The sequence below is a fragment of the Polaribacter sp. KT 15 genome (assembly GCF_900143115.1).
Lineage (GTDB): Bacteria > Bacteroidota > Bacteroidia > Flavobacteriales > Flavobacteriaceae > Polaribacter > Polaribacter marinaquae.
In genome coordinates this window covers 2,799,200-2,824,254 of record NZ_LT670850.1, presented here as the reverse complement: position 1 = coordinate 2,824,254, position 25,055 = coordinate 2,799,200, and the positions used below count along the sequence as shown (strand labels likewise).

Below are 25,055 nucleotides of genomic sequence, written 5' to 3'. Positions count from 1 at the left end.
CATTCTTCACAAATTTACTCGAACTGACAACTAAAAAGGATGCCACTTCAATCCTTAACGCAAAAAAATATATGTTTACTAAATATCAGTTTTTTAAAAAAAATAACATCTAATAAATTCCTTATTTCTTTTCTTTTATTCCTCTAATAATCAACTGCAACGCTAAAGACATCATAGCTGATGATAAAATTCCTAAATAGGCAGAAGCGTTTTCTTTGTAAGATAAATCATTATAATTAACCTGTGTTATCCAGAAAATTAAAATGATTAGAAAAATTATTGAAAATATATTAAAAACTGTCTTTACTTTTTTCATCTATGCTTCGTCTTCTACGTAATCTAATTCTACTTTTAAATTCTCGATAATAAATTTTTGTCTGTCTGGTGTATTTTTACCCATATAAAACTGCAACATTTGTTCTATAGACATTTCTTTATCTAACATCACAGGGTCTAATCGAATATCATCACCAATAAAATGTACAAATTCGTTTGGCGAAATCTCACCCAAACCTTTAAATCGAGTTATTTCTGGTTTTCCTCTTAATTTTTCAATTGCCTCTCGTTTTTCTTCATCAGAATAACAATAAAAAGTTTGTTTTTTGTTTCTTACTCTAAATAACGGAGTTTCTAAAATGAACAAATGCCCTTCTTTTATCAATTCAGGAAAAAACTGCAAGAAAAAAGTGATCAATAATAAACGAATATGCATGCCATCTACATCGGCATCGGTAGCAATTACAATATTATTATAACGTAAATCTTCTAAACCATCTTCTATATTTAAAGCTGCTTGTAACAGATTAAATTCTTCATTTTCGTACACAATCTTTTTACTTAATCCGTAAGAGTTTAAAGGTTTTCCTTTTAGACTAAATACGGCTTGAGTATTTACATTTCTAGATTTTGTGATAGAACCCGATGCAGAATCTCCCTCTGTAATAAACAGTGTTGTTTCTAGATAGTTTTCTTTTTTAACATCACCTAAATGTATTCTACAATCTCTTAATTTTTTATTATGTAAACTTGCCTTTTTAGCTCTATCTTTTGCTAATTTTCGAATACCAGATAATTCTTTACGCTCTTTTTCTGCCTGAATTATCTTTTTCTGCAGTGTTTCTGCTACATCGGCATTTTTGTGTAAAAAATTATCTAACTTGGTTTTTAGAAAATCATTAATATAAGTTCTAACGGTTGGTAAATCGCCTCCCATATCTGTAGAACCTAATTTGGTTTTTGTCTGACTTTCAAAAACAGGTTCCATAACTTTTATGGCAATCGCAGAAATAATAGATTTTCTAATATCAGAAGCTTCAAAACTTTTTCCGTAGAAGTCTCTAATAGTTTTTACAACTGCTTCTCTAAATGCTGCTTGATGTGTACCACCTTGTGTTGTATGTTGCCCGTTTACAAAAGAGTGATATTCTTCTGAATATTGTGTTTTACTATGTGTAATTGCAACCTCTATATCATCTCCTTTTAAATGAATTATTGGATACAACATGTCCTCTTTATTATTGTTGTCTTCTAATAAATCTTTCAATCCGTTTTTAGAAAAGAATTTTTCTCCATTAAAAATAATGGTTAAACCAGGATTTAGATATACATAGTTCTTTAACATTTTAGCTACATATTCATTTCTGAACTTGTAGTTTTTAAAGATCGTTTCATCGGGTACAAATGAAACTTTAGTACCTTTTCTACGCGAAGACTCTTCTAAAAACTCTTCATTTTCTAGATTACCTTGAGAAAATTCTGCAGAAGCAGATTTTCCTTCTCTAGAAGATTCTACTCTAAAATAAGAAGAAAGTGCATTTACAGCTTTTGTACCAACACCATTTAAACCTACAGATTTCTTAAAAGCTTTTGAATCGTATTTACCACCCGTATTCATTTTAGAAACTACATCGACTACTTTACCTAAAGGAATACCTCTACCGTAATCTCTAACAGTAACTTTACTACCGTGAATAGAAATTTCAATGGTTTTTCCGGCACCCATTACATACTCGTCAATAGAGTTGTCTAACACTTCTTTTACAAGAATATAAATACCATCATCTGCAGAAGAACCGTCACCTAACTTACCAATGTACATTCCAGGACGCATTCTTATATGCTCTTTCCAGTCTAAAGATCTAATATTATCTTCTGTATATTTTGTTTCTTGACTCATATAATCTCTTGCTACTATTGGTTTGGCGTATCGTAAAAATAAGTTTTAAGCACTAAAAAATAAACATTTTTAGCAATTAGTTATCAACATCATTTTAACGAACTAAAACCTAAAAATAAGGGTAAAAATCACAATAAAAAACAATTTGTTGTATTTTTAAACAAAACGTAATTTATTAAACAATTTATTTACTTTTGACACTCTAAAATTATTTAAAATTGGAAAGTACACAATTAACAGCGTTGGCAAATAAATACGGAAGTCCTTTATATGTTTACGATACAGACAAAATAGAATCTCAATACAACAGATTAACAAATGCTTTTAGCAGCGTAAAAAACTTAAAGTTAAATTATGCTGTAAAAGCACTATCTAACATTAATATTTTACAGTTTTTCAAAAACTTAGGTTCTGGGTTAGATACTGTTTCTTTTCAAGAAGTTCAGTTATGTTTAGCTACAGGTATAGATCCTAAAGATATTATTTACACACCAAACGGAGTTTCTTTATCTGAAATTGAAGAAGTAGCCAAATTAGGTGTTCAAATTAATATTGATAATCTTTCTATTTTAGAGCAATTTGGTCAAAAACATCCAAATATTCCGGTTTGTGTTCGTATAAATCCACACATAATGGCCGGTGGAAATTCTAAAATCTCTGTTGGTCATATCGATTCTAAATTCGGAATTTCAATACACCAAGTACCACACATTAAACGTGTTGTAGAAAATACAGGAATGAACATTAACGGAATTCACATGCACACAGGTTCTGATATTTTAGATATCGATACTTTTTTACGTGCTTCGGATATTTTATTTGATGTTGCAAGACAATTCGAAAATATAGATTTTATCGATTTTGGCAGCGGATTTAAAGTACCTTATAAAGAAGGAGATATTTCTACAGACATCGAGCAATTAGGTTTACAATTATCTGAAAGATTTAATGAGTTTTGTACAGAATACGGTAAAGATATTACTTTAATGTTCGAACCTGGTAAATTTTTGGTTTCAGAAGCTGGTGTATTTTTAGCAAAAGTTAACGTTGTAAAACAAACAACTTCTACTGTATTTGCACACGTAGATTCTGGTTTTAACCACTTAGTTAGACCAATGATGTACGATTCTTATCATCATATTACAAATATTTCGAATCCTACAGGTAGAGATCGTTATTATTCTGTGGTAGGTTATATTTGCGAAACAGATACTTTTGCATCTAATAGAAGAATTGCAGAAATTTCTGAAGAAGATATTTTATGTTTCCATAACGCTGGTGCTTATTGCTTTTCTATGGCTTCTAATTACAATTCTCGCTATTTACCTGCAGAAGTTATGGTGCATAAAGGGCAAGATTATCTTATCAGAAAAAGACAAACAATTAAAGACATTTTAAACAATCAAGAAACTATAGATTTCTCTAAAACAAAGGCTTCTAAAAAAGAAAAAGTAGAAGCTTAACAAAAATATAAACCATTAAAAATCCACCAAAGCAATTGTTTTTGGTGGATTTTTTTATATTTACTAATCCATAAACAAACAATAACCACAATGAAAATATTAGGAATAGGTAGTAACTATGTTACCGATTTAAAAGACATTGAAGAAAAGAAAAAAGGTAAAAAATTCATCTTTTCGAAACCAGAATCTAGTTTAGCTATAAATCGTGATGTAGCTTACCCGAGTGAAATTACAAACGAGTTAATTTACGAAGTAGAATTGGTTGTAAAAATTGGTAAAGAAGGTAAAAATATCTCTAAAGAAAATGCCAACACTTACATTTCTGAAATTGCTGTTGGTATCGATTATACAGCTACGGATATCCTAAAAAACGCAAGAGAAACAAAACATCCTTGGGAATTTGCTAAAGGTTTTGATGGTGCTGCTCCTATTTCTAGTTTTAAACCTGTTTCTAATTACAATTTAGATGATATAGACTTCGACTTAAAGATTAACGGAGTAGAAAAACAAAAGAGCAATACAGCATATATGATAAATGATTTTGCTGATATTATTGTGTTTATTTCTAAATATATGACCTTACAACCGGGCGATTTAATTTTTACTGGCACACCCGCTTTAGGTAAAGGAGAAATCTTTAAAGGAGATCATTTACAGTGTTCTGTAAACGGAGAATTGCTATTAGATTTTAAAATGATTTAAGTAAATATTGATGAAGATTAGACTTTCTAAAATTGAAGACATCCCAGAAATTGCTATTATTATTGATGATGCAAAAGCGTATTTAAAATCACAAAAAATAGATCAATGGCAAAACGGATATCCAAATGCAGCACAAGTTGAAAACGATATCAAAAATAATGAAAGTTATGTGGTTGTTAATGATGAAAATCAAATTATGGCAACTTCTATGTTCACTTTAAGAAAAGAACCAACTTATAAGGACGTTATTGATGGTGAGTGGATGGTTTCTGAAAATGAAAAATACGGTGTAATTCATAGAATGGCAATAAAAAAAGAATTTAGAAAATTTGGGCTAGCCACTTTTATGTTTCATGAGTTTCATTTACAATTATTAGAAAAAAAAGTTAGAAGTTTAAAAATTGATACACACGAAGATAACCTTGGCATGCAATCTTTATTAAAAAAGTTAGGTTACAAATACTGCGGAATTATATACACCAATTATAATGCAAAAAGATTAGCTTTTGAAAAAGTAATTACTTAAAACACAAAATAAAACTATATTTACATCCTCATAAAATTTATTTTTATGAGGTTTTTTTTCGCTTAAACTCAATTTAAAAATGCAGTTACTTCAATATATAACACAACAAACACAATTTCCTTCTAAATCTGTAGAGAATACAATTTCTTTATTAAATGAAGATGCTACAATTCCTTTTATCAGTAGATATAGAAAGGAAATGACCGGCAATTTAGATGAAGTAGAAATAGGCGAAATTGTAAAATTTAAAGAAGCTTTCGAAACTCTAGAAAAACGTAAAAAAAGTATTTTAAAGGCGCTAGAAGAACAAGCTGTCTTAACACCAGCATTAACCGAGAAAGTAAATAATTCTACAGATTTAATTTCTTTGGAAGATTTGTATTTACCTTTTAAGAAAAAGCGAAAAACAAAAGCAGAAACTGCGAGATTACAAGGTTTAGAACCGTTGGCAAAAATGATAATGAGTCAGCGTGTAAATGATTTAGAATATACGGCTTCTAAATACATTAAAAATGATGTTGAAACTCTTGAAGCAGCTTTAGAAGGCGCTCGTTATATTATTGCAGAATGGATTAATGAACGTGCAGACATCAGAAATAATATAAGAAGAGAATTAGAACGTTTTGCTACAATTTCATCCAAAGTAATAAAGTCTAAAAAAGACGATGAAAAAGCACAAAAATTTAAAGATTATTTTGATTGGAATGAGTCTTTAAATAAAATTCCTTCTCACAGATTTTTAGCAATTTTAAGAGCCGAAAATGAGGGGTTTATCAGAATTAAAATTGAAGTTGATAACGAAAGATTATTGCAAAGAATTGAAAATAGAATTATTAGAACGCAAAATGAATGTTCAGAACAAATAGAATCCGCTATTAAAGATGCCTTCAAACGATTACTATATCCTTCTTTATCTAACGAAAGACTTTCACTAGCAAAAGAAAAGGCAGATAATGATGCTATTTTAGTGTTTTCTAAAAACCTAAAACAATTACTTTTAGGAGCACCTTTAGGTGAAAAAAGAGTGTTAGCCATCGACCCGGGTTTTAGATCTGGATGTAAAATAGTATGCTTAAATGAATTAGGAGAATTAATGCATAACGAAACCGTTTTTCCGCATGAACCTCAAAATAAAAAAATTGAAGCCATTCAAAAAATTAGTTCGTTAGCAGAAGCATATAAAATTGATGCTATTGCTATTGGTAACGGTACTGCTTCTCGTGAAACTGAACAATTGATAAAGAAAATTCAATTTAAAAATACTGTTGATATTTTTGTTGTTAGTGAAGCTGGTGCTTCTATTTATTCAGCATCAAAAATTGCAAGAGACGAATTTCCTAATTACGATGTAACCGTTCGTGGATCTGTTTCTATAGGTAGGCGTTTGCAAGATCCGTTGGCAGAATTGGTTAAAATTGATGCTAAATCGATTGGTGTTGGCCAATACCAACACGATGTCGATCAAACTAAATTAAAGAAATCTTTAGATGCAACTGTAGAAAGTTGTGTAAACACCATCGGAGTAAATATTAATACGGCAAGCGAATCTTTATTAAGTTATGTATCTGGAATCGGACCAAAACTAGCTGAAAACATTGTAAATTACAGAAATAAAAATGGTTCTTTTTCTTCTAGAAACGGTATAAAAAAAGTACCTCGTTTAGGAGGGAAAGCTTTTGAGCAAGCGGCAGGTTTTTTAAGAATTAAGAATGGTAAAAATCCGTTAGATGATTCTGCTGTACATCCAGAAAGTTATGCTTTAGTAGATAAAATTGCCAAAGACAATATGCTAAAAGTTGCAGATCTTATTGGAAAATCTGATTTGATAAAGCAAATAAATCTAAAAAACTATATTACAGAAACCATTGGTTTGCCAACTTTAACAGATATTGTAAAAGAATTAGAAAAACCTGGTTTAGACCCAAGAGAAAAGGCCAAAGTTTTCTCTTTTGATGCAACTATTAAAACAATTTCAGATTTAAGAATCGGACAATTATTACCCGGCATTGTAAATAACATTACCAATTTTGGTTGTTTTGTAGACGTTGGTATTAAAGAAAGTGGTCTAATTCATGTTTCTAATCTATCGGATACTTTTGTAAAAGATGTAAATACTATTGTAAGTTTGCAACAACAAATTATTGCAAAAGTTTTAGAGGTTGATGTTGTGAGAAAACGAATTCAATTAGCTTTAATTAAATAACATTTTTATTCTTAAAATATGAGCAAAAAAGAAAAAACAGCGTTATGGGATGACTTAACGGATTCTCAAAAGAATGAAATACAACAAGAAGTTATTAATTCTAATAAAAAGAAAAAATCTACTTGGGAAGATCTTAAAAAAGAACTGTCTAAGCTGAAATAAAGTTTAGTTAATAGGTATGTAAAGTTTAAATTATATAAAACTTCAAATTTATTAACAATCGTAAAAAGAGCTTAATTAAATATATAATTATTTACTACTTTCGACCACACAAAAACAATTAATGAAAGTCTGTATCGCCGAAAAACCATCTGTAGCAAGAGAAATTGCCAACATTCTAGGAGCCAACACAAAACGTGATGGTTTTTATGAAGGCAACGGTTATGCAGTAACATACACTTTCGGGCATTTGTGTACACTTTTAGAGCCTAAAGATTACAAACCACACTGGAAAAGTTGGGATTTGAACAACTTACCTATGTTACCAGATCGTTTCGACACAAAAGTTACCGGAGATTCCGGAATTAAAAAACAATTTAACATCGTAAAATCTTTATTCGAAAAAGCAGATGTTATTATAAATTGTGGGGATGCCGGTACAGAAGGAGAACTGATACAACGTTGGGTAATTAACCAATGTAATTATAAAGGTAAAGTAGAACGTTTATGGATCTCTTCTCTTACAGAAGAAGCTATAAAAGACGGATTTAAAAATTTAAAACCAGCAGAAGATTACGATAATTTATATTACGCAGGCTATTCTCGTGCTATCGGAGATTGGTTATTGGGTTTAAATGCAACTCGTTTATATACAGTAAAATTTGGAGGCTTTAAACAAGTTTTGTCAGTTGGTAGAGTGCAAACTCCTACCCTAGCCATGTTGGTAAACCGTTATTTCGAAATACAAAACTTTAAACCACAACCTTACTGGGAACTGCAAACCACCTACAGAAATACGCTGTTTAATTATGAAGATGGACGGTTTTTAAAGAAAGAAGATGGTGTAATTTTAGCAAATAAAGTTGCAGAATCAGATTTTGAAATTGTTTCTGTAACGAAGAAGAAAGGAAAAGAATATGCGCCAAAATTATTCGATTTAACAGGTTTGCAAGTATATTGTAATAACAAGTTCGGTTTTTCTGCAGACGAAACTTTAAAAATCGTACAGAAATTATATGAAATGAAAGTAGTAACCTACCCAAGAGTAGATACTACTTTTTTACCAAATGATTTGTATCCAAAAATACACGGTATTTTATCTAAATTAACCAATTATAGCGAATTAACACAACCACTTTTAGGTCAGAAAATTAAAAAAACAAAGCGTGTTTTTGATGATAAAAAAGTTACAGATCACCATGCAATAATTCCTACAGGAATTCAAGGTAATTTGCAATACAACCAACAACAGGTTTACGATATTATTACAAGAAGATTTATTGCAGTATTTTATCCAGATTCTGATGTTTCTAATACATCTGTAATTGGTAAGGCTGCAGAAGTTCCTTTTAAAACAACCGGAAAAGAAATTTTAAATAAAGGTTGGCGTGTTGTTTTTGAAACTAAAGAAAGTAAGGTTAAAAAAGAAATGAATGAGAAAATGACGTTGCCTTCTTTTGTAAAAGGAGAAAAAGGAACTCATGAACCTTCTTTTTTAGAAAAAGAGACAAAACCACCAAGAAATTACACAGAAGCAAGTTTATTACGCGCCATGGAAACTGCAGGAAAGCAAGTTGATGATGACGAAATGCGTGAATTAATGAAAGAAAACGGAATTGGTAGACCTTCTACTAGAGCAAGTATTATAGAAACTTTATTTCGAAGAAAATATATTGAGCGTAAGAAAAAACTGGTATTACCAACACAAACCGGTATCGATTTAATTAATATTATTGACAATGAGTTATTAAAATCTGCTGAGTTAACAGGACTTTGGGAAAAACGTTTGAAAGAAATTGAACGAGGCGATTTTAACGCAGGAACGTTTATCAATAATATGAAAAAAATGGTTGATGAGTTGGTGTACGAAGTCCGTTCTAATAAATCTAAAAAAAGAATTTCTTCTGCAAACACAAATCTAGTAAAGCAAACAGAAGCTTCGAAACCAAAAGCTAAATCGAAAAAAGAAGTTGCGGGTAAAACCTGCCCAAAATGTAAAAAAGGAAAACTTTTGAAAGGAACTTCTGCTTATGGTTGTTCTGAATACAAAGCTGGTTGCAACTTAAAAATACCTTTTGAAATTTATGGTAAAAAAGTTTCTGAAAATCAAACTATTCGATTAATTGATAAAGGTTGTACAACCAACTTAAAAGGTTTTATTTTAAATGATAATAAAGTTGAAGGTTTAATAAGGTTTGATGAAAATTTTTCTTTAAAACTAGAACCTAAACAACAAACTGTTAAAAAAGTTGCCTCAAATTCTTCGGATACAATTAGCTGCCCAAAATGTAAAAAAGGAACAGTTTTAAAAGGAAAAACGGCTTACGGATGTTCTAATTACAAATCTGGTTGTGATTTTGTTTTTACATTCGAAAACATAAAAAAAATAGCCAATGGGCAAGCTTTAACTAAAGAATTGGTTCTTAGTATTATTTCTAAGTGAAGTAAAATATCGTTTGCAGATATTTAATTCAATTACTTAAATGATTAAAGTTTATAAATAATTCTAGCCCTGATTGTAGCATTTGTTTGAGCTCTTTTTTCTTTTTCTGAAAAAAAGCGAGTGCGAAAAGCAGGAAAAAGCTTCAAAAAAAATTATAACATATTTCTTTCGTAAAACTTTTCTACTTTTTCTCTAGCCCAAGGTGTTGTTCTTAAAAATTTTAATGAAGATTTATAGGTTGGGTTATTTCTAAAAGCATTTATATTTAATCGATCTCCTAATTCTTCCCAACCATATTCTTTAAACAATTGTTCTAAAATTGTTGCCAATTTTATACCGTGCATTGGGTTGTTTGGTTGTTCTTTACTCATTATTATTAGAATTTGCTATCGTTAAAATTAAGTCTGAATTTATAATTGATTCGTTATTAGAAGTGTTTGCGATCGTTTTCATACAGGTTGCAATTTTATCTGGATGAATCATTTTGAACTTTTTTAAAGGCCCGATAAACAACGGATTTAAGAGTTTCATAATTCCTTTACCGATACTTTCTCCTAGACGAAACTCGTCTCTTTTACCTCCAATTAAAGAAGGTCTTAAAATATGTGTGTTTTTTATTTTTTGAGCTAAAATATCTCTTTCCATTTCGCCTTTAATTCTGTTGTAAAATACAGAACTTTTTGCGTCTGCGCCCATAGAAGACATCACTACAAAAGTAGCAATATTGTTTGCTTTGGCTAATTTTGCGGCAGTAACAGGTATGCCATAATCTATAGATTTGTACTTTTCTTTGTCTTTTGTTTTTGCCGCTGTTGTGCCAATACAACAAAACACTTGATCTGCTGTAAAAAGTGTTTTTTGCGCTTCTAAAGCAAACATATCTATTAAATGCTCTTCAATTTTACTTGATGATATATTTACAGCACTTCTAGAAAAAAGTTTGATTTTTGTATAAGAAGCATCTGCAATTAACTTTTGCAAAAGTAAATTACCGGTTAAACCTGTTGCGCCTAATATGATTGCTGTTTTGCTCATTTATTTATCTAAATCTGGTAAAACAAAATCGTCTAAAATAGACTTTTTAGCCATCATTTTTTCGATTTCTTCTACGGTTCTTGGTGCTTCGGCAGAAAGATTTTTAGGCCCATTTTTAGTTATCAAAATATCATCTTCTATTCTAATACCAATTCCCCACCATTTTTTATCGCAGTTACTTCCTTCGGGAATGTATATTCCTGGTTCCATAGTAACCACCATATTTTCTTCAAAATTACCATAATTTCCTGGATCGTGCACGTCTAAACCAATATGATGTGACGTTCCGTGAGGATAATATGGATGTTTTTCATCAATAGATTTTATAATGCCCAATTTAAACAAACCTTCGTCTACAATTTTCTTAGAAATTAGATTTGGTTTCGCCATACTTTCTCCTATCTTATAAGCCGCAATACCTGCTTCTTGTGCCTTGTAAACTATTTCGTAAATGGCTTTTTGTTCTTCTGTAAATTTACCGTTTGCCGGAATTGTACGGGTTACATCTGCCGTATAACCTCGATACTCTGCGCCTAAATCCATTAAAACTAAATCGTTGCCAACTTTTGTTTTATTATTTTCTATATAATGTAATATACAACCGTTATTTCCTGCACCAACAATAGAAGGATATCCTTCATATTCTGCACCATATTTTTTATAAACAAACTCGTGTATACCTTGTAATTCTGTTTCAGACATATGAGGTTTCATGGCTTTCATTACTTCTACTTGCCCAATTGCAGAGATTCTTACTGCTTTAGTTAATAAAACCAATTCTTCTTTTGTTTTAACCTCTCTTAAAGTTGCCAAATTTCTAGATAAAAAGGTTACATCAATATTTGTTTTAGCATTTAATTTTAAGGCTATCTTTTGCTGTAAATCTTTCTTTAAATTAACATCTGTAGCTTCTTTAAACTTCATTAAATCCTCATCATTTTTTAAAGATGCATCATAAGCAACGGCTCTACCAATTATCTGCGCAACATTTGCACTGTTTTCTATTGGCGTAGATTTTACCATTTCGTAAATCTGCTTTTTTAATGGTGATAAAAAGTTTTTTGGATTAAAATCTGCTTTTTCTTTAAAAGACAATACTAAATCATACACCTCTGCTTTTTCTCTAGCAGAATTTCTATAATCGTCATTAAATTTTTCGATAAAAACTCTATCAAATTTTTTAAAATCTAGTTTATCATTTATAAAATCTTCGCCATTTTTTGCTACTTTAAAACCTAATTCCTTTATTGCTCCTTCGACTCCTAACCTTTTGCCATTCCATTGTTCTGCTCTTTTATTTTTTTTCTGAACATATAAAACTTCGTTATAAACTAATCCGTTTTCATCAGTTTGATTTTCAGAAAACAAAACTAAAACTCCGTTTGGCTCTCTATAACCTGTTAAGTAATAAAAGTTAGGATCTTGATGAAAAACATAATCAACATCATTAGCCCTGTTTCTTAAAGGGTTTGCAAATACTACAGCTACAGAATTTTTTGGCATTTTTGCTCGTAAAGCATCTCTTTTACTTTTATGAAAATCTTTGGATAAAAAATCTGATGGTGTTTGTGAAAATCCGTTGCATGTAATTGCTAAAAAAGCAATTAAAATAAATTTGAATGGCTGCATTGTAGCTGATTTATAAGTTGTCTACCCAAATGTAACATTATTTATTTTTTAGTTAAAAATATTAACAAAATATTAGTGATTGATAATTGCGAATTTTTCAATAATTTAGCGCTAAATTTAAGAAATCTATACATGAAAAATATTGCTTTACATTCAGTTCACGAAAAATTAGGCGCTAAAATGGTACCTTTTGCTGGTTACAATATGCCGGTTCAATATGAAGGCGTTACTGCAGAACATTTAACGGTAAGAGAATCTGTTGGTGTTTTTGACGTGAGCCATATGGGTGAGTTTTTAGTTTCTGGTGAAAATGCTTTGGCACTTATACAAAAAGTAACCTCTAATGATGCTTCTAAATTAGAAATTGGTGATGCACAATATAGCTGTTTACCGAATACAGAAAACGGTATTGTAGATGATTTAATTTGTTACAGAATTAAAGAAAATGAATATCTTTTAGTGGTAAATGCATCTAACATAGAAAAAGACTGGAACTGGATTTCTTCTTACAACAAAGAATTTAATGCAGATTTAAGAGACTTATCAGAAGATTATTCTTTACTAGCAATTCAAGGTCCAAAGGCTGTTGAAGCAATGCAATCTTTATCTTCTTTAGATTTATCTGAAATACCATTTTATAAATTTAAAATTGGTGATTTTGCCGGTATCGAAAATGTAATTATTTCTGCTACGGGTTATACTGGTTCTGGTGGTTTTGAAATCTATTGCAAAAATGAAGAAGTAGAACAAATTTGGAATAGAGTTTTCTTAGCTGGTGCAGAATTTGGTATAAAACCAATTGGTTTAGCTGCAAGAGATACTTTAAGAACAGAAATGGGTTATTGTTTATACGGTAATGATATAGATGATAGTACTTCGCCAATAGAAGCAGGTTTAGGTTGGATTACAAAGTTTTCTAAAGATTTTGTAAACTCTGAAGCTTTGGCAAGACAAAAAGCAGAAAAACCAACAAAAAAATTAGTTGCTTTTGAATTAAATGAAAGAGGTATACCAAGACAAGGTTATGATATTGTTGATGTTGAAGGTAACGTAATTGGTAACGTAACTTCTGGTACCATGAGCCCTAGCTTAAATAAAGGTATTGGTTTAGGATATGTACCCACAAATATTGCAAAAAGTGGTACTCGAATTAATATTCAAATTCGAAAAAAAATAATACCAGCCACAATTGTAAAACTACCTTTTTATAAAGGATAAATATTTTAGAAAAACCTCACATATTTGTGAGGTTTTTTAGTTTAAAGAACTAATTTCACTTTTTAATTACTAAAAAAAAAATTATATGAATTGTTTATTAACTGGCGGTACAGGAATTGTTGGTAGTCACATTATATTCGAATGGTTACACAAAGCTATTGTAGATAAAACAGTTAATCATCTTTATGTAGTAATTCGAGCTCACGAAAAAACTGCAGAAGAAAGACTTTTAGCAATTCTTAAAGATAAATCTCGTCCTGAGTTTTTGAATAATTTTACAATAGAAGATTGTTTAGAAAAAATCACCGTTATTTCTCATGATTTAGAATCTATAGATCAAACGGTTTTAAACAAATATAATTTCGATACTGTTATACATTGCGCAGGCTCTACAAGTTTATTACACACAACAGATTCTAAACAAATTGTTCATGCTCAAAATTATTTAGTAACTAAAAATCTTTTAGAAGAACTACCTAAAAATGTAAAACGATTTTTATACATAAGTACTGCATATTCATTTGGTATTCAAGATAAAAAAGTTAACGACTCTATTGATAATTATAACGTCACAAATTTTAGAAATCCGTATGAGAAATCTAAATATGAAAGTGAATTTTATGTAAAAGAAACCTGCAAATTAAAGAATATAGGCGCACAAATATTAAGACCAAGTATTATTTGCGGTAGATTATTAGATGCACCTTTTTTTGAAACTCCTAAATTTGATGTATTTTATTCTTGGGCAATCTTTTTAGACAAATACGCTAAAAAATCTAAAAATAATTTTAGAATTTGGATTGATAAAGAAAGCGGTTTAAACATCGTTCCTGTAGATTTTGTTTCTAAAGCAATTTTATATGCTTTTTTAAATCCGACTATAAAAGAACTAAACATAGTAAACCCTAAACAAATTCTGCACAAAAATTATGTAGGTAACGTTTTAGAATCTTTTAAAATAAATACTTACGAATACGTTTCTGAAAAGCCAGAAAACCTTAATAGTTTTGAACAGCTTTACTACAAAAGTATTGGTAATCTTTTTGAAAAATATGTTTCTGTACCAGATTTGCAGTTTAAATCTACCTTAATTTTAAAGTTTATTGAAGAATTAAAATTAGACATAACACTTGGTGTGCATGAAAACTTTATGAACTTAATTGACTTTTCCGTCGAAAAAAAATTTAGAAAAAGTTATTACTAATTAAAACTCTAAACCTATGGATTCTTTAACTCAAATAGTCTTAGGCGCTGCTGTTGGTGAGGCCGTATTAGGCAAAAAAATTGGCAATAAAGCAATGTTGTATGGTGCTATTGCAGGCACAATACCAGATTTAGACGTAATTTCTAGCTTTTTTACAGATACCGTAACTGCTTTAGAAATCCATAGAGGTTTTACTCATTCTATTTTGTTCTCTGTAATATTTGCTCCAATTTTTGCTCTTGTAGTTTTAAAATTCGAGAAATATAAAAACTTTAAAGATTGGACTTTGCTCTTTTTTTGGGCCTTTATAACACATCCTATTTTAGATGCACAAACAACTTGGGGCACACAACTATTTTGGCCTTTAGATATAAGATTAGCCTTTAAAAATGTTTTTGTTGTAGACCCGTTATATACGATACCTTTTATCATTTTAGTGCTTTTAGCAATGTTTCAAAATAGAACTTCTAAAAAGAGAAAAACTTACAATAATTTAGGGTTGATAATAAGTAGTTCTTATTTAGCCATTACCTTAATTTTAAAAGGTCTTTCTTACAAAAAATTCACCAAAGAGCTAAATAATCAAAACATTATCTATTCTAAAATTGCAACCAAACCTGCGCCCTTAAATACTATATTATGGTCTGCAAACGTAGAAACTAAAAATTCTTTTTTAATTGGGCATTCATCTTTTTTTGATAAAAACCCAATCGAATTTTCCCATTATCCCAAGAATCATTACTTATTAGGAAATTTAAAGAATAATGAAAAAGTAAAACGAATGATTTCAATTTCTAAAGGTTGGTACACTATTAACAAGCAAAATTCTGATTTATATTTTAATGATTTAAGATTCGGAACCCTAAGCATGCGTAAAAATGCAGAAAATTTTGTTTTTAAGTATAAAATTAATGTTGATGAAAATGAGAACGTAAATTTTATAGAAATAAAGAAAGATAAAAATGATGTTAAAAACCTAATGTCTGATCTTTGGATGAGAATTAAAGGAAATTAGTCTTAAAATTTTGTAAGGCTTCTAGCATAAAAACGATTAATCATTTTTAAAATAAATTTTCAATTAAACTAACATGAAAAAATCACTTTTTACAGCCATTATTGGTGCTGCAATTATTACGGGTTGCAAACAACAACCTAAAACCGAAAAAACAACAGAAATAGTTAAAAAAGAAACTGTTTCTAAAAATTTTGCTGAAGTTATAGAAACTGCACACAAAAAAGATATTTTCTTAACAAAAGAAGCTATACAATACGATGCTGTTATAAATTTTGGAGGAAATGAAATTTTAAACGCTAACATTACAGTTTCTACTTCTTCTGATATTGCTAAAATAGCATATAAAAATGGTGATGAAATCTATGTTAACAAACAAGATATTTTTGTTTCTGATGGATTAAAATCAAATCCTGGACTGCGTTTTCATGCGTATACTTGGAATTATTTTTTCCTATTTCCTTATAAATTAAACGACAACGGTACAAAGTGGAATTTTAATCATAAAACACAAGAAGCTACCAATAACTTAAAAACGGCTAAACTAAGTTTTGAAGCAAATACAGGTGATGCACCGGATGATTGGTACGTTGTTTATAAAAATAACGAAACTGATTTACTAGAACACGTTGCATATATTGTAACTGCTGGTAAAACTAAAGAAGCTGCAGAAGCAGATCCTCATGCTATAAAATATAGAGATTATACAGAAATAGAAGGTATTTCTATTGCCACAAATTGGGATTTCTACGGATGGAATTCTAAAGATGGTTTAACAGATAAAATTGGAAATGCTAAAATTACAAACATAAAATTTGTTGAAGGTTTTAGAGATAGTTTTTCTATTCCAGAGAATTATACTAAGAAATAAATATCTATTGCCTATAATTTGAAAATCTCATTATCTATAATTAGATAATGAGATTTTTTATTTTCTATAAGTAAGTATTGTATTGTTATTTGTTATACAAAACCTTTTTACTGATAACACCTTTTTCAGTTTTAATGTTTACAATATATACTCCGTTAGCTATATTCTTAACTTTAAGTCTGTTTTCACTATCAGAAGAATCAATGTTCCAACTGTTTGTTTTCTGACCTAAAAGATTAAATAATACTGCGTTTTCGATGTTTAAATTGTTTTTATTATCAATTACTAACTCGTTAGTAGTTTTGTCTAAGAAAGTAGTTATTAAATCATTTATTGGATTCTCTAGATTTGCATCATCAACACTTAATACAGTATCTTGACTAAATACTATCGAGAATCTATTTAAATGCTCTCCTTTATCTAATTGTAAAACAACTTCGTTATTTGTAATGTCATATGTTTTGTTATTCAATTTATCTTTTACAAAAATAGTGTTGTTTACCTTTTTGATATCATCTAAATTTAAAATAACAGCACCTTTATAATCCATTATTATTTCAAAAGGAATCTCTAAAGAATTTGAAACACTTTGAATTCCTGCAATAACATATTTGTTGTCACTATTTTCAAACTTCCAATAAACATCCGTTGCACCTAAATCGTTAATAGGACTATCAAAACCTTTTTCAAATTCAAAAGTATTGTTCGGGCTAAAAGATACACCAATTTGTCTGTGTAATGGCTCTCTATCTTGGCTAACAAAGTCCATTCCTATTTTTAATAAAGGCAATGTATTAAAGTCGCCATTATCTTGTTCAACAACCTTTTTTCTTTCAGTTTTAAAGAATACAGCATTCCCACTATCTTCTGTAACATATTGTCTTTGACTGTTGTTAAACACGATTGGTCCACCGTCAGAATCACCTCCTATAAAGAATCCTTGACCGATAGGAATATAAGTTCCAGGAGTTTTAAATAAACTACTATCTGTACCACTTGAGGGTGCACATGAAACATCTCCATCATCGTCATTCATTTCTATAAAATCAATATCAATTGTGTTTGAATCTAAAGACTCAAATCTGATAGTAGAACCAACAATAACACAATCGTTAATAGTAAATGTTTCATAACCCGATGTTGCAGGTAAATCATAAGTACCAACTTCTACATTATCTTTAAGGAAAATTAAAGTCTTAACTGTAGCAGATTTGTAATTAATATTTATTTCGTCTGTAGCTCTTGTAATTCTATTAAATTCTAAATAACTAGAACTTGTATTTAATCTAACGATGCTTTTTTCTACTATTTCAAAAATGGTCCCATTTAATAAAGATTCTTCAGCTTGCAAGGTAATGCTAAAAGAACCAACAGCAGGTTTATCTAAACCTCCTACAGCCATAGAAAGGTTAATTGTAGCGTAACCACCAACATAACCTTGGTAATTATGTCCGCTAGTTTCAGAACTAGTGTTTTCTTCGCCTACATGATCCCAGAAATATAAACTACCATCGATAGAATTGATATTGTCTTTAATGAATTTTAAAGCATTCATAGCAGACGGAAATGGGTTTCCTATTAAATAAGAGTCACTTCCTCCAACTGCTGTAGTTAATTCTCCATCGTTAGGATTACCAACAAAAGTATAGTTTTGTGCTACTTCTGGTCCTTTAAAAATATAACCATCTGTTGGCGCTATTGTTCCTGATTTATACTTGTGTTCATAATTAGATCTTTGTCCTCTTGTACTAGCAAAAGTATAAATCCAGTAATCTGCAATATTAATTGGTGTACCTGTACTACCATCATAACCGCCAACAAAATTAATATCTCTAGCAATGTTTGATGCTCCTTGACCAACAACACCTGCAAAACTAACCGGGTTTGTACCGTCTTTTAAAACTGATTCTATAGAATACGTTTGTAAATCGACTGTTCTTACAGGAGAACTCATATAATTGTATCTATAAATATTTGCAAGTTCAGAGTTTTGTTCGACATACATTTTTCCGTTACCTGTAATATCGGCAACTCCTGTATGCGTTTGAACAAACTGACTTTTTCCAACCAATCGAATCTCTGCATTTGTGGTAATATTTAAATTATTGGTTACCACTAACAATTGATTATCTATTGCTAGAATATTAGAACCTAATACCTCTAATTTACGCGCACTCAATCTTTCATTTTGATGTTCGTAATTTTCATTAACAGAAACATATCTAGATCTATCAGGATAACCATTATTCCAGTTACCACCAGTTCTTATTGTTTTCTCTATTCTATGCAATCCTAACAAGGTATTTGCATCTGAGTTCGAACTTTCAATCTCCGAAATTAACGGATCATGCGGATGTCTCTCAGCTGAATCAATTAAGAAATTATAAGGATCTAACGCATCATCTATAAAAACAACCCATTCGCTTTCTGTATAATTTACATTAGGTTGTAGCGTTTCATCTATTCTTACATACGATGTTTTGTTAGTTAATTTTGAAACAACATCAATTCGGTTTGACCATGAGCTGTCATCGCCAGTTTTTGATACTGTAATGGTATCGTCCCCTCCTTCAATATTTGTTAATGCATTATCTTGTATAATAATTGCTTTTGCAGTTGGTGCTGCCGCTGTTGTATTAGAAATATTGTTTTCTGAATTTGTAATTAAAACAGATTGACCTGGTAAAATTGCAGAACTAACTGTTAATGTAGCATCTGGTGTTACCCCTGTTTGATCTCCTGTTTTATTTAAATATAGCTGCACATTTACTAGGTTGGCTGCAATAGTATTTGAATTACTGATATTGGTAATTTCTATCCAACGCTCAGTATCAAACTGATATACTTGTGTAATCATTAAATCATCTATTGGAGCATCTCTGTAGTCAAGATCACCATTTCCAGGATTAAAATCTCCATCAGAATCATTAAATGCATCTTCTAATGAACTTTCATTAGTTATTGTACTTGCAGATGGACTTAAACCGTCGTTTACTGTTGAGCCATTTATCGCTGAATCATCGTTATCATCAAAAACATCAACTAATCCATCACCGTCTGTATCTGTTGCTGAGAAAGTATCTCCATCACCGTTTTCATTGACGTCTAAAACACCATCATTATCTGTATCTGTATCTAAATAATCTGGAACGTCTAAGCCATCTGTATTTTCTGGAATTAAACCTATAATAGCACCGTTTTCATAATTATCGTCTACACCATTATTATTAACATCAGTAACAGATGTTCCAACTCCACTTGGAGCAATATATCCTGTTGAAGGTTGTCCTTCTACGTTATCTGGAATACCGTCATTATCTGCATCAATATCAACAAAATTTAGTTTACCGTCATTATCTGCATCTCCTGAAACATAAGAGTTTGGTTTACCATCATTATCGGTATCTTGCCCGGTAATTATTAAAGCATTTGCAGTGTTTTCTGATATACCATCTTGACCAACATCGCCATCTACAAGATCATTAAATCCGTCATTATCAGAATCAACAAAATCATCTGCTTTTCCATCGCTATTAGTATCAGTTCCGCCAGCTTCAATAATATCAGCAATACCATCGTTATCGGAATCTAAATCTATGTAATCTTTAATTCCATCTCCGTCGGTATCAGGATTTGATATAGTGACGTTATTTGCGCCACTATCTGAATCATAACGATCGTCTAAACCATCATTATCTAAATCATTTACTAATGTTCCATTAGAGTTTACGTCATCTATCGTTCCATTTCCGTCGACATCTTCTCCTCCTGCTTCAACTAAATCCGGAATACCATCATTATCAGAATCTAAGTCTAAGCTATTTGGAATACCATCATTATCTGAGTCTATACATGAAGAAATACTTACAAAATCTAAAGCAGCTCCTGCCCCAAGTGATCCGTTAGAAGGAGTTGTCGCTTGAAATTGTAATGTTGTTTGAGTAGTTGTAGCAACAAACTTTTGAGAAAAAACATACCACTTTTTTGGGCCAATAATTCCGCCTACATTTCCTTCTGCTGTAGCAACTAAAGTCTGATTTATTATACTAGTATTTGATGCATCTAAAACTTTAACATCAAGAGTAACGTCTTGTCCTGTTCCATGGCCAACATCTTCACCCCAAAAGAAAGAAAGTGTGTAGGTTTTACCAACCGTAGTAGTAATTGTTTGAGAAAGTATATTACTTACACCCGAAGTTACATCATTATTACCTACAACATCTACATATTGTGTTCCTTGGTAAGCATCGGCAAAGACTACACTTGGTCCCCAAGAAGGGCTTTGTCCACCGACCCATCCATCTAAATTTTGGGTGTAATTCCAACCTTCTAATGTGTTAGTATTATAAGTTGTACCTATAAATGTACCTGCTGCTGCTGTAAAACCTCCTGGAAATATACTTGCATCAGAAAAGTCTTGGTTTTCAAAATTACCGTTGGTAATTAGATTTTCACAACCTTCATCTGTGTCTAATATTCCGTCATTATCGTCATCTAAGTCAACTGAATCTGGAATACCATCGTTATCTGTGTCTTTAATATCTCTATAATCTACATCTCCATCAGCATTAATATCTCCATCCTCATCACCAAGGTTGCTTGCATTTGGTGAATTTATACCGTTATTTACTGTAGCTCCTGTTATTGCAGAATCATTAATATTATCAAAATTATCGTCTAAACCATCATTATCAGTATCTATACCAGATAAAATATTATTAGTATTGCCATTCTCTGCAATATCTGAAATACCATCGTTATCTGAATCTGTATCTAAATAATCTGGTTTGTCTAAAGTATCTGTATTTGTTGGATCTAAACCAATAATAGCTCCATTTTCATAAACATCATCTACACCATTTTTGTTTAAATCTGCTATGATACCTGGCCCTGTAGGTGCAATGTAACCACTAGTGGTTTGTGCCTCTAAATTATCAGTAATACCGTCGTTATCTGCGTCTATATCTACATAATTTGGTTTTCCGTCATTATCTGAATCTCCATTTGGGTACGTCTCTGGCTTGCCATCATTATTAGCATCAGTACCTGTAACAATTAATGCATTTGCAGTATTTGTTCCGTTAGCATCATTACCGTTTGCTAAAGTATTTGTAGGGTCACCGTCTACAACATCATTAAAACCATCATTATCTGTATCTACAAAACTATCTGCTTTTCCGTCTCTATCTGTATCGTCTCCACCAGCTTCAATAACATCAGCAATACCATCGTTATCTGAATCTAAGTCTAAGTAATCGTTTATACCATCTCCATCTGTATCGCCTTTAGTGTAAGAATTGGGTTTTCCATCGTTATTTGTGTCTGTACCCGTTGTTATTAAAGCATTACTCGTATTTTCTGAAACACCGTCTTGACCAACATCGCCATCAACTAAATCATTAAAACCATCATTATCAATATCAACAAAATTATCTGCTTTACCGTCTCCGTTTGTATCTGTTCCTCCGGCTTCTACAATATCTGCAATACCATCATTATCTGAATCTAAATCTTGTCTATTTGGAATTCCATCTCCGTCAGCATCTAGATTAGGTATTAAATTACCTCCGTTATCAACATCATATAAATCATCCAGTCCGTTATTATTAGTATCATTAATTAAAGTACCGTCAATGTTTATATTATCAATTTTTCCATTACCATCTGTATCTACTCCACCTGCCTCAACAATATCCGGAATTCCGTCGTTATCTGAATCTAAATCTAAGCTATTTGGGATACCGTCTCCATCTGTATCTGCACAAGATAAATAAGAAACAGCATTAACAGAGATACCGTCTACAAATGCCCAATAATTTGATGCCGAATTATTTGAACCTACAAATAAATTATAATTACCTGGGGTTGTAATACCTAAATTACTCGGTATAAAAGTGTAAGTTCTTTCTTCCCAAGTACCTGCTGTACCACCCGTAGTGGTAAGATTATTAATATTACTTATTAAAGTTCCTGAGGTTGAAGAATTACCATTTAATCTTAATACAATATTTACTGAGGAAGCTTGCCTCTCGAATCCATTGGTTTCTGGATATTCTGTATAATCTAGTTTTATTGTGTATTCTTCGTTTGGATCTACTATATGAAGTGGAGTATATATACCTTCTGAACTTCTAAAGCCCATAAAAGAACCACCTGATGGTGAAGATTGAAAATCTGTAGATCTTCCGTTTGAAATTGTTAAATCTGATCTTTGTTGATAATTAAGTGTAAATGAGATTTGTTGATCTGTTGACAAATCGGACGTATTTACATTTACCCAAGGACTAGGTGTAAATCTTGCTCTGTTTACATTACCTACATAAGGAGTACCGGAATTGTTATTATCTATATAGTTTTGATTAAAACTACCGTTAACATTAAGACTAGTAGTTGTTGATAAAGGTTCTGCAGATAAACTACACTCGACAACATCTAAAATACCATCGTTATCATCATCTAAATCTACATTGTCGGGAATACCGTCTCCGTCTGAATCTAAAGGAGGACAAGCATTACTAACATTTGCATTTGTTACTGCTGAATTTGTACCTGAATAACCATCACTTCCGGAAACTGTTCCGTTAGAATTAATAACACCTCCATCAACAATGCCGTCTTTATCATGATCTGTAAAACCAGCCTCTAAAGTATCTGGGCAACCATCACCGTCTGAATCTCTATTTAAATAATTTGGCACACCAATTGTAGTTTCTGTAGGAACAAGTCTAGCCCCTGAACAATCTAGAGTAGAATTAGTTGTTTTAGAATACTTAGCACCATACACAACCATATTGTAAGCAAACGTTTGTACTTTAATGTGATTTGTATTTGCATTAATTATATATTTGTAACCTACCCGTGCACTTCCGTTTAAAAAATTATTTTGATAATTAGAGTTTGATGGTGTAACACCCGCAGCATCTGATTCTCTAAACCTAACTTCATTATTATTATCTGAAGCTGTTTGTGCTAGATAAATTGTTACTTCTGTGCCTTTGGTTAAGGTTTCTGGAAAACTTAGTACCATAAAAAACGGATTACCTCCTGGCCAACTATTTGGACCTGATGCAAAAGTATTTCCTGGATTTCCGATGGCATTATTTGTATTAATAAAGTGTTGCGATGCGGTAACACCGTTTGCAAAACCAGTTGTTGTACTGCTTTCTTCTATACAAGATTCATCATAAACATCAAACAAACCATCGTTGTCTAAATCTGAATTATTATCAACAAGACCGTCGTTATTCGCATCTATACCACTCGCTTCTAAAATATCAAAAATTCCATCATTATCAGAATCTAAATCTCTGCTATTTGGTATTCCATCACCATCAAAATCACATGGGGTTGTTCCGTTTGGCAAAGAAGTTAATGTTAAAGAGATATCATCTAAAGCTAAATCGTTACCACAACCACCAACTTGATTATTAATTAAAACAATTTCTAAATTAGTTGCATTACCAGAATTAAATTCGAAATTATAATTATTCCATTTGCCTGTTCTAGGAATATCTCCTGTATCAAAAGATGCAATTACCTTACCAGAATTATCTAAATCTCTAATTTCGTATTTTACATTTGCTAAAATTAAACCACCTTCATTATTTGTACAATACTGCTCGTTATTTATACTATTTGCATTAATTAACCATGCAGAAAAATTATACGTAGCATTTTTTGAAACCGTAACGGTTCTAGTGTAAAAGTCGCCAATTGTAAAGTTAGCATTTACAACCATCATAAAACCGCTACCAGTTGTATGATCGCTAATATTTTCTTGCCAACTACCTTCTGGTTGATTTATTAAGTTTGCAATGGCATAATCACCATCATTTAATGCATTTGGAAAACCTGAGAAAGCGGTAATATCACCTCTATAATTATATGTTGTATAACCTGCAGGCAACTCGCTACCAGGATACGTACCTGTGCCAAAATCTTCATAAAAAACAGCGCATTGAGCATCTTCGATATAATCTAAAATACCGTCGTTATCATCGTCTAAGTCTTGTGAATTTAAAACACCATCTCCGTCTGTATCAACCGAGGTTGATTGTGAGTAAGTAGTTATAGATATAAATGCAATTGTAATTAAAATAATTTTTTTAAAACGTATTATTCCCCCAAACAATATCGTCTTATTAAAAATGTTGTACATATTTTTATAAGAAAATTTAAGCTTGTAAATGTAATTTAACTTAATAGTTTTTATGTTAATTTTTTGATAAAACTATGTTAATAAAAAAATATATCAAGCTATTAATTAACCATTTACAACTGTTAGTATTCTTAACATATACGATAAACCATAGGGTCTGGTTTTTAAAAAACAGCTTTTTTTCAAAAAAAAATCACCCGTCTTAATATTTTAAGAATAACTCTTATTAAGAATTACTTTTTTAGATATAAAACCA

At 30.9% G+C, this 25,055-nt stretch carries 16 protein-coding genes; 10 read left to right on the top strand and 6 right to left on the bottom strand.

Going from position 1 to position 25,055, the window contains the following annotated elements; genetic code table 11:
• Positions 1-121 precede the first annotated feature (121 nt).
• Together B5464_RS12490 and B5464_RS12485 are read right to left on the bottom strand one after the other, a co-directional pair.
• Positions 122-316, bottom strand: a complete 195-nt coding sequence (locus tag B5464_RS12490) for a hypothetical protein (RefSeq protein ID WP_079738636.1) — start codon at positions 314-316, stop codon at positions 122-124.
• A complete protein-coding gene (locus B5464_RS12485) occupies positions 317-2,176 on the bottom strand; it encodes a DNA topoisomerase IV subunit B (RefSeq protein ID WP_077809056.1) in 1,860 nt (619 codons plus the stop codon).
• Positions 2,177-2,394: 218 nt separating this feature from the next.
• On the opposite strand from B5464_RS12485, the gene lysA reads away from it, so the two are divergent.
• From lysA to B5464_RS12460, 6 genes are all read left to right on the top strand, one after another.
• Positions 2,395-3,639, top strand: coding sequence for a diaminopimelate decarboxylase (gene lysA / locus B5464_RS12480; protein ID WP_079738635.1), 1,245 nt, complete (start codon positions 2,395-2,397; stop codon positions 3,637-3,639).
• Positions 3,640-3,729: 90 nt separating this feature from the next.
• Positions 3,730-4,341, top strand: a complete 612-nt coding sequence (locus tag B5464_RS12475; RefSeq protein ID WP_079738634.1) for a fumarylacetoacetate hydrolase family protein — start codon at positions 3,730-3,732, stop codon at positions 4,339-4,341.
• A gap of 10 nt (positions 4,342-4,351) precedes the next feature.
• Positions 4,352-4,867 (top strand): GNAT family N-acetyltransferase, encoded by a 516-nt coding sequence (locus B5464_RS12470; RefSeq protein WP_079738633.1) that lies wholly within the window; start codon positions 4,352-4,354, stop codon positions 4,865-4,867.
• A 79-nt stretch (positions 4,868-4,946) separates the two neighbouring features.
• Entirely contained in the window at positions 4,947-7,070 is a 2,124-nt protein-coding gene (locus B5464_RS12465) for a Tex family protein (protein ID WP_079738632.1), read from the top strand.
• 18 nt (positions 7,071-7,088) lie between these two features.
• Positions 7,089-7,232: a hypothetical protein gene (locus B5464_RS14380; RefSeq protein ID WP_154066972.1), complete on the top strand. Its 144-nt coding sequence runs from the start codon at positions 7,089-7,091 to the stop codon at positions 7,230-7,232.
• 121 nt (positions 7,233-7,353) lie between these two features.
• Positions 7,354-9,672, top strand: coding sequence for a DNA topoisomerase 3 (locus tag B5464_RS12460; RefSeq protein ID WP_079738631.1), 2,319 nt, complete (start codon positions 7,354-7,356; stop codon positions 9,670-9,672).
• Positions 9,673-9,824: 152 nt separating this feature from the next.
• Here the strand turns inward: B5464_RS12460 and B5464_RS12455 are convergent, their stop codons facing one another.
• From B5464_RS12455 to B5464_RS12445, 3 genes are read right to left on the bottom strand one after another with little or no spacing between them, the layout of a single operon-like run.
• A complete protein-coding gene (locus B5464_RS12455; RefSeq protein WP_077809049.1) occupies positions 9,825-10,043 on the bottom strand; it encodes a VF530 family DNA-binding protein in 219 nt (72 codons plus the stop codon).
• The gene (locus B5464_RS12450) at positions 10,036-10,707 is read right to left on the bottom strand and encodes an NAD(P)H-binding protein (protein WP_079738630.1); all 672 of its coding nucleotides are present in this window, start codon (positions 10,705-10,707) and stop codon (positions 10,036-10,038) included. Before B5464_RS12450 ends, B5464_RS12455 begins: the two co-directional genes overlap by 8 nt.
• Positions 10,708-12,336 carry an aminopeptidase P N-terminal domain-containing protein gene (locus tag B5464_RS12445; protein ID WP_079738629.1) on the bottom strand — a complete coding sequence of 543 codons (1,629 nt, stop codon included), beginning with the start codon at positions 12,334-12,336 and terminating at the stop codon, positions 10,708-10,710. It abuts the gene before it with no gap.
• A gap of 132 nt (positions 12,337-12,468) precedes the next feature.
• Here B5464_RS12445 and gcvT point away from each other — a divergent pair, with 132 nt between their 5' ends.
• From gcvT to B5464_RS12425, 4 genes are all read left to right on the top strand, one after another.
• Positions 12,469-13,554, top strand: coding sequence for a glycine cleavage system aminomethyltransferase GcvT (gcvT, locus tag B5464_RS12440; protein WP_079738628.1), 1,086 nt, complete (start codon positions 12,469-12,471; stop codon positions 13,552-13,554).
• 85 nt (positions 13,555-13,639) lie between these two features.
• Entirely contained in the window at positions 13,640-14,758 is a 1,119-nt protein-coding gene (locus tag B5464_RS12435) for an SDR family oxidoreductase (RefSeq protein WP_079738627.1), read from the top strand.
• Positions 14,759-14,774: 16 nt separating this feature from the next.
• Entirely contained in the window at positions 14,775-15,773 is a 999-nt protein-coding gene (locus B5464_RS12430) for a metal-dependent hydrolase (protein WP_079738626.1), read from the top strand.
• Positions 15,774-15,846: 73 nt separating this feature from the next.
• Positions 15,847-16,641 carry a hypothetical protein gene (locus B5464_RS12425; RefSeq protein ID WP_079738625.1) on the top strand — a complete coding sequence of 265 codons (795 nt, stop codon included), beginning with the start codon at positions 15,847-15,849 and terminating at the stop codon, positions 16,639-16,641.
• Between the two features lie 85 nt (positions 16,642-16,726).
• Here B5464_RS12425 and B5464_RS12420 read toward each other — a convergent pair whose 3' ends face one another.
• Positions 16,727-24,799 (bottom strand): T9SS type A sorting domain-containing protein, encoded by an 8,073-nt coding sequence (locus tag B5464_RS12420; RefSeq protein WP_079738624.1) that lies wholly within the window; start codon positions 24,797-24,799, stop codon positions 16,727-16,729.
• Positions 24,800-25,055: the final 256 nt, after the last annotated feature.

Bases quoted from the DNA above. Each gene is read 5' to 3' on its own strand.
- B5464_RS12445 (WP_079738629.1), bottom strand. From the start codon at position 12,336: ATGCAGCCATTCAAATTTATTTTAATTGCTTTTTTAGCAATTACATGC.
- B5464_RS14380 (WP_154066972.1), top strand. From the start codon at position 7,089: ATGAGCAAAAAAGAAAAAACAGCGTTATGGGATGACTTAACGGATTCT.
- B5464_RS12470 (WP_079738633.1), top strand. From the start codon at position 4,352: ATGAAGATTAGACTTTCTAAAATTGAAGACATCCCAGAAATTGCTATT.
- B5464_RS12485 (WP_077809056.1), bottom strand. From the start codon at position 2,176: ATGAGTCAAGAAACAAAATATACAGAAGATAATATTAGATCTTTAGAC.
- B5464_RS12430 (WP_079738626.1), top strand. From the start codon at position 14,775: ATGGATTCTTTAACTCAAATAGTCTTAGGCGCTGCTGTTGGTGAGGCC.
- gcvT (WP_079738628.1), top strand. From the start codon at position 12,469: ATGAAAAATATTGCTTTACATTCAGTTCACGAAAAATTAGGCGCTAAA.
- B5464_RS12435 (WP_079738627.1), top strand. From the start codon at position 13,640: ATGAATTGTTTATTAACTGGCGGTACAGGAATTGTTGGTAGTCACATT.
- B5464_RS12450 (WP_079738630.1), bottom strand. From the start codon at position 10,707: ATGAGCAAAACAGCAATCATATTAGGCGCAACAGGTTTAACCGGTAAT.
- B5464_RS12475 (WP_079738634.1), top strand. From the start codon at position 3,730: ATGAAAATATTAGGAATAGGTAGTAACTATGTTACCGATTTAAAAGAC.
- B5464_RS12465 (WP_079738632.1), top strand. From the start codon at position 4,947: ATGCAGTTACTTCAATATATAACACAACAAACACAATTTCCTTCTAAA.
- B5464_RS12420 (WP_079738624.1), bottom strand. From the start codon at position 24,799: ATGTACAACATTTTTAATAAGACGATATTGTTTGGGGGAATAATACGT.
- B5464_RS12490 (WP_079738636.1), bottom strand. From the start codon at position 316: ATGAAAAAAGTAAAGACAGTTTTTAATATATTTTCAATAATTTTTCTA.
- B5464_RS12455 (WP_077809049.1), bottom strand. From the start codon at position 10,043: ATGAGTAAAGAACAACCAAACAACCCAATGCACGGTATAAAATTGGCA.
- B5464_RS12460 (WP_079738631.1), top strand. From the start codon at position 7,354: ATGAAAGTCTGTATCGCCGAAAAACCATCTGTAGCAAGAGAAATTGCC.
- B5464_RS12425 (WP_079738625.1), top strand. From the start codon at position 15,847: ATGAAAAAATCACTTTTTACAGCCATTATTGGTGCTGCAATTATTACG.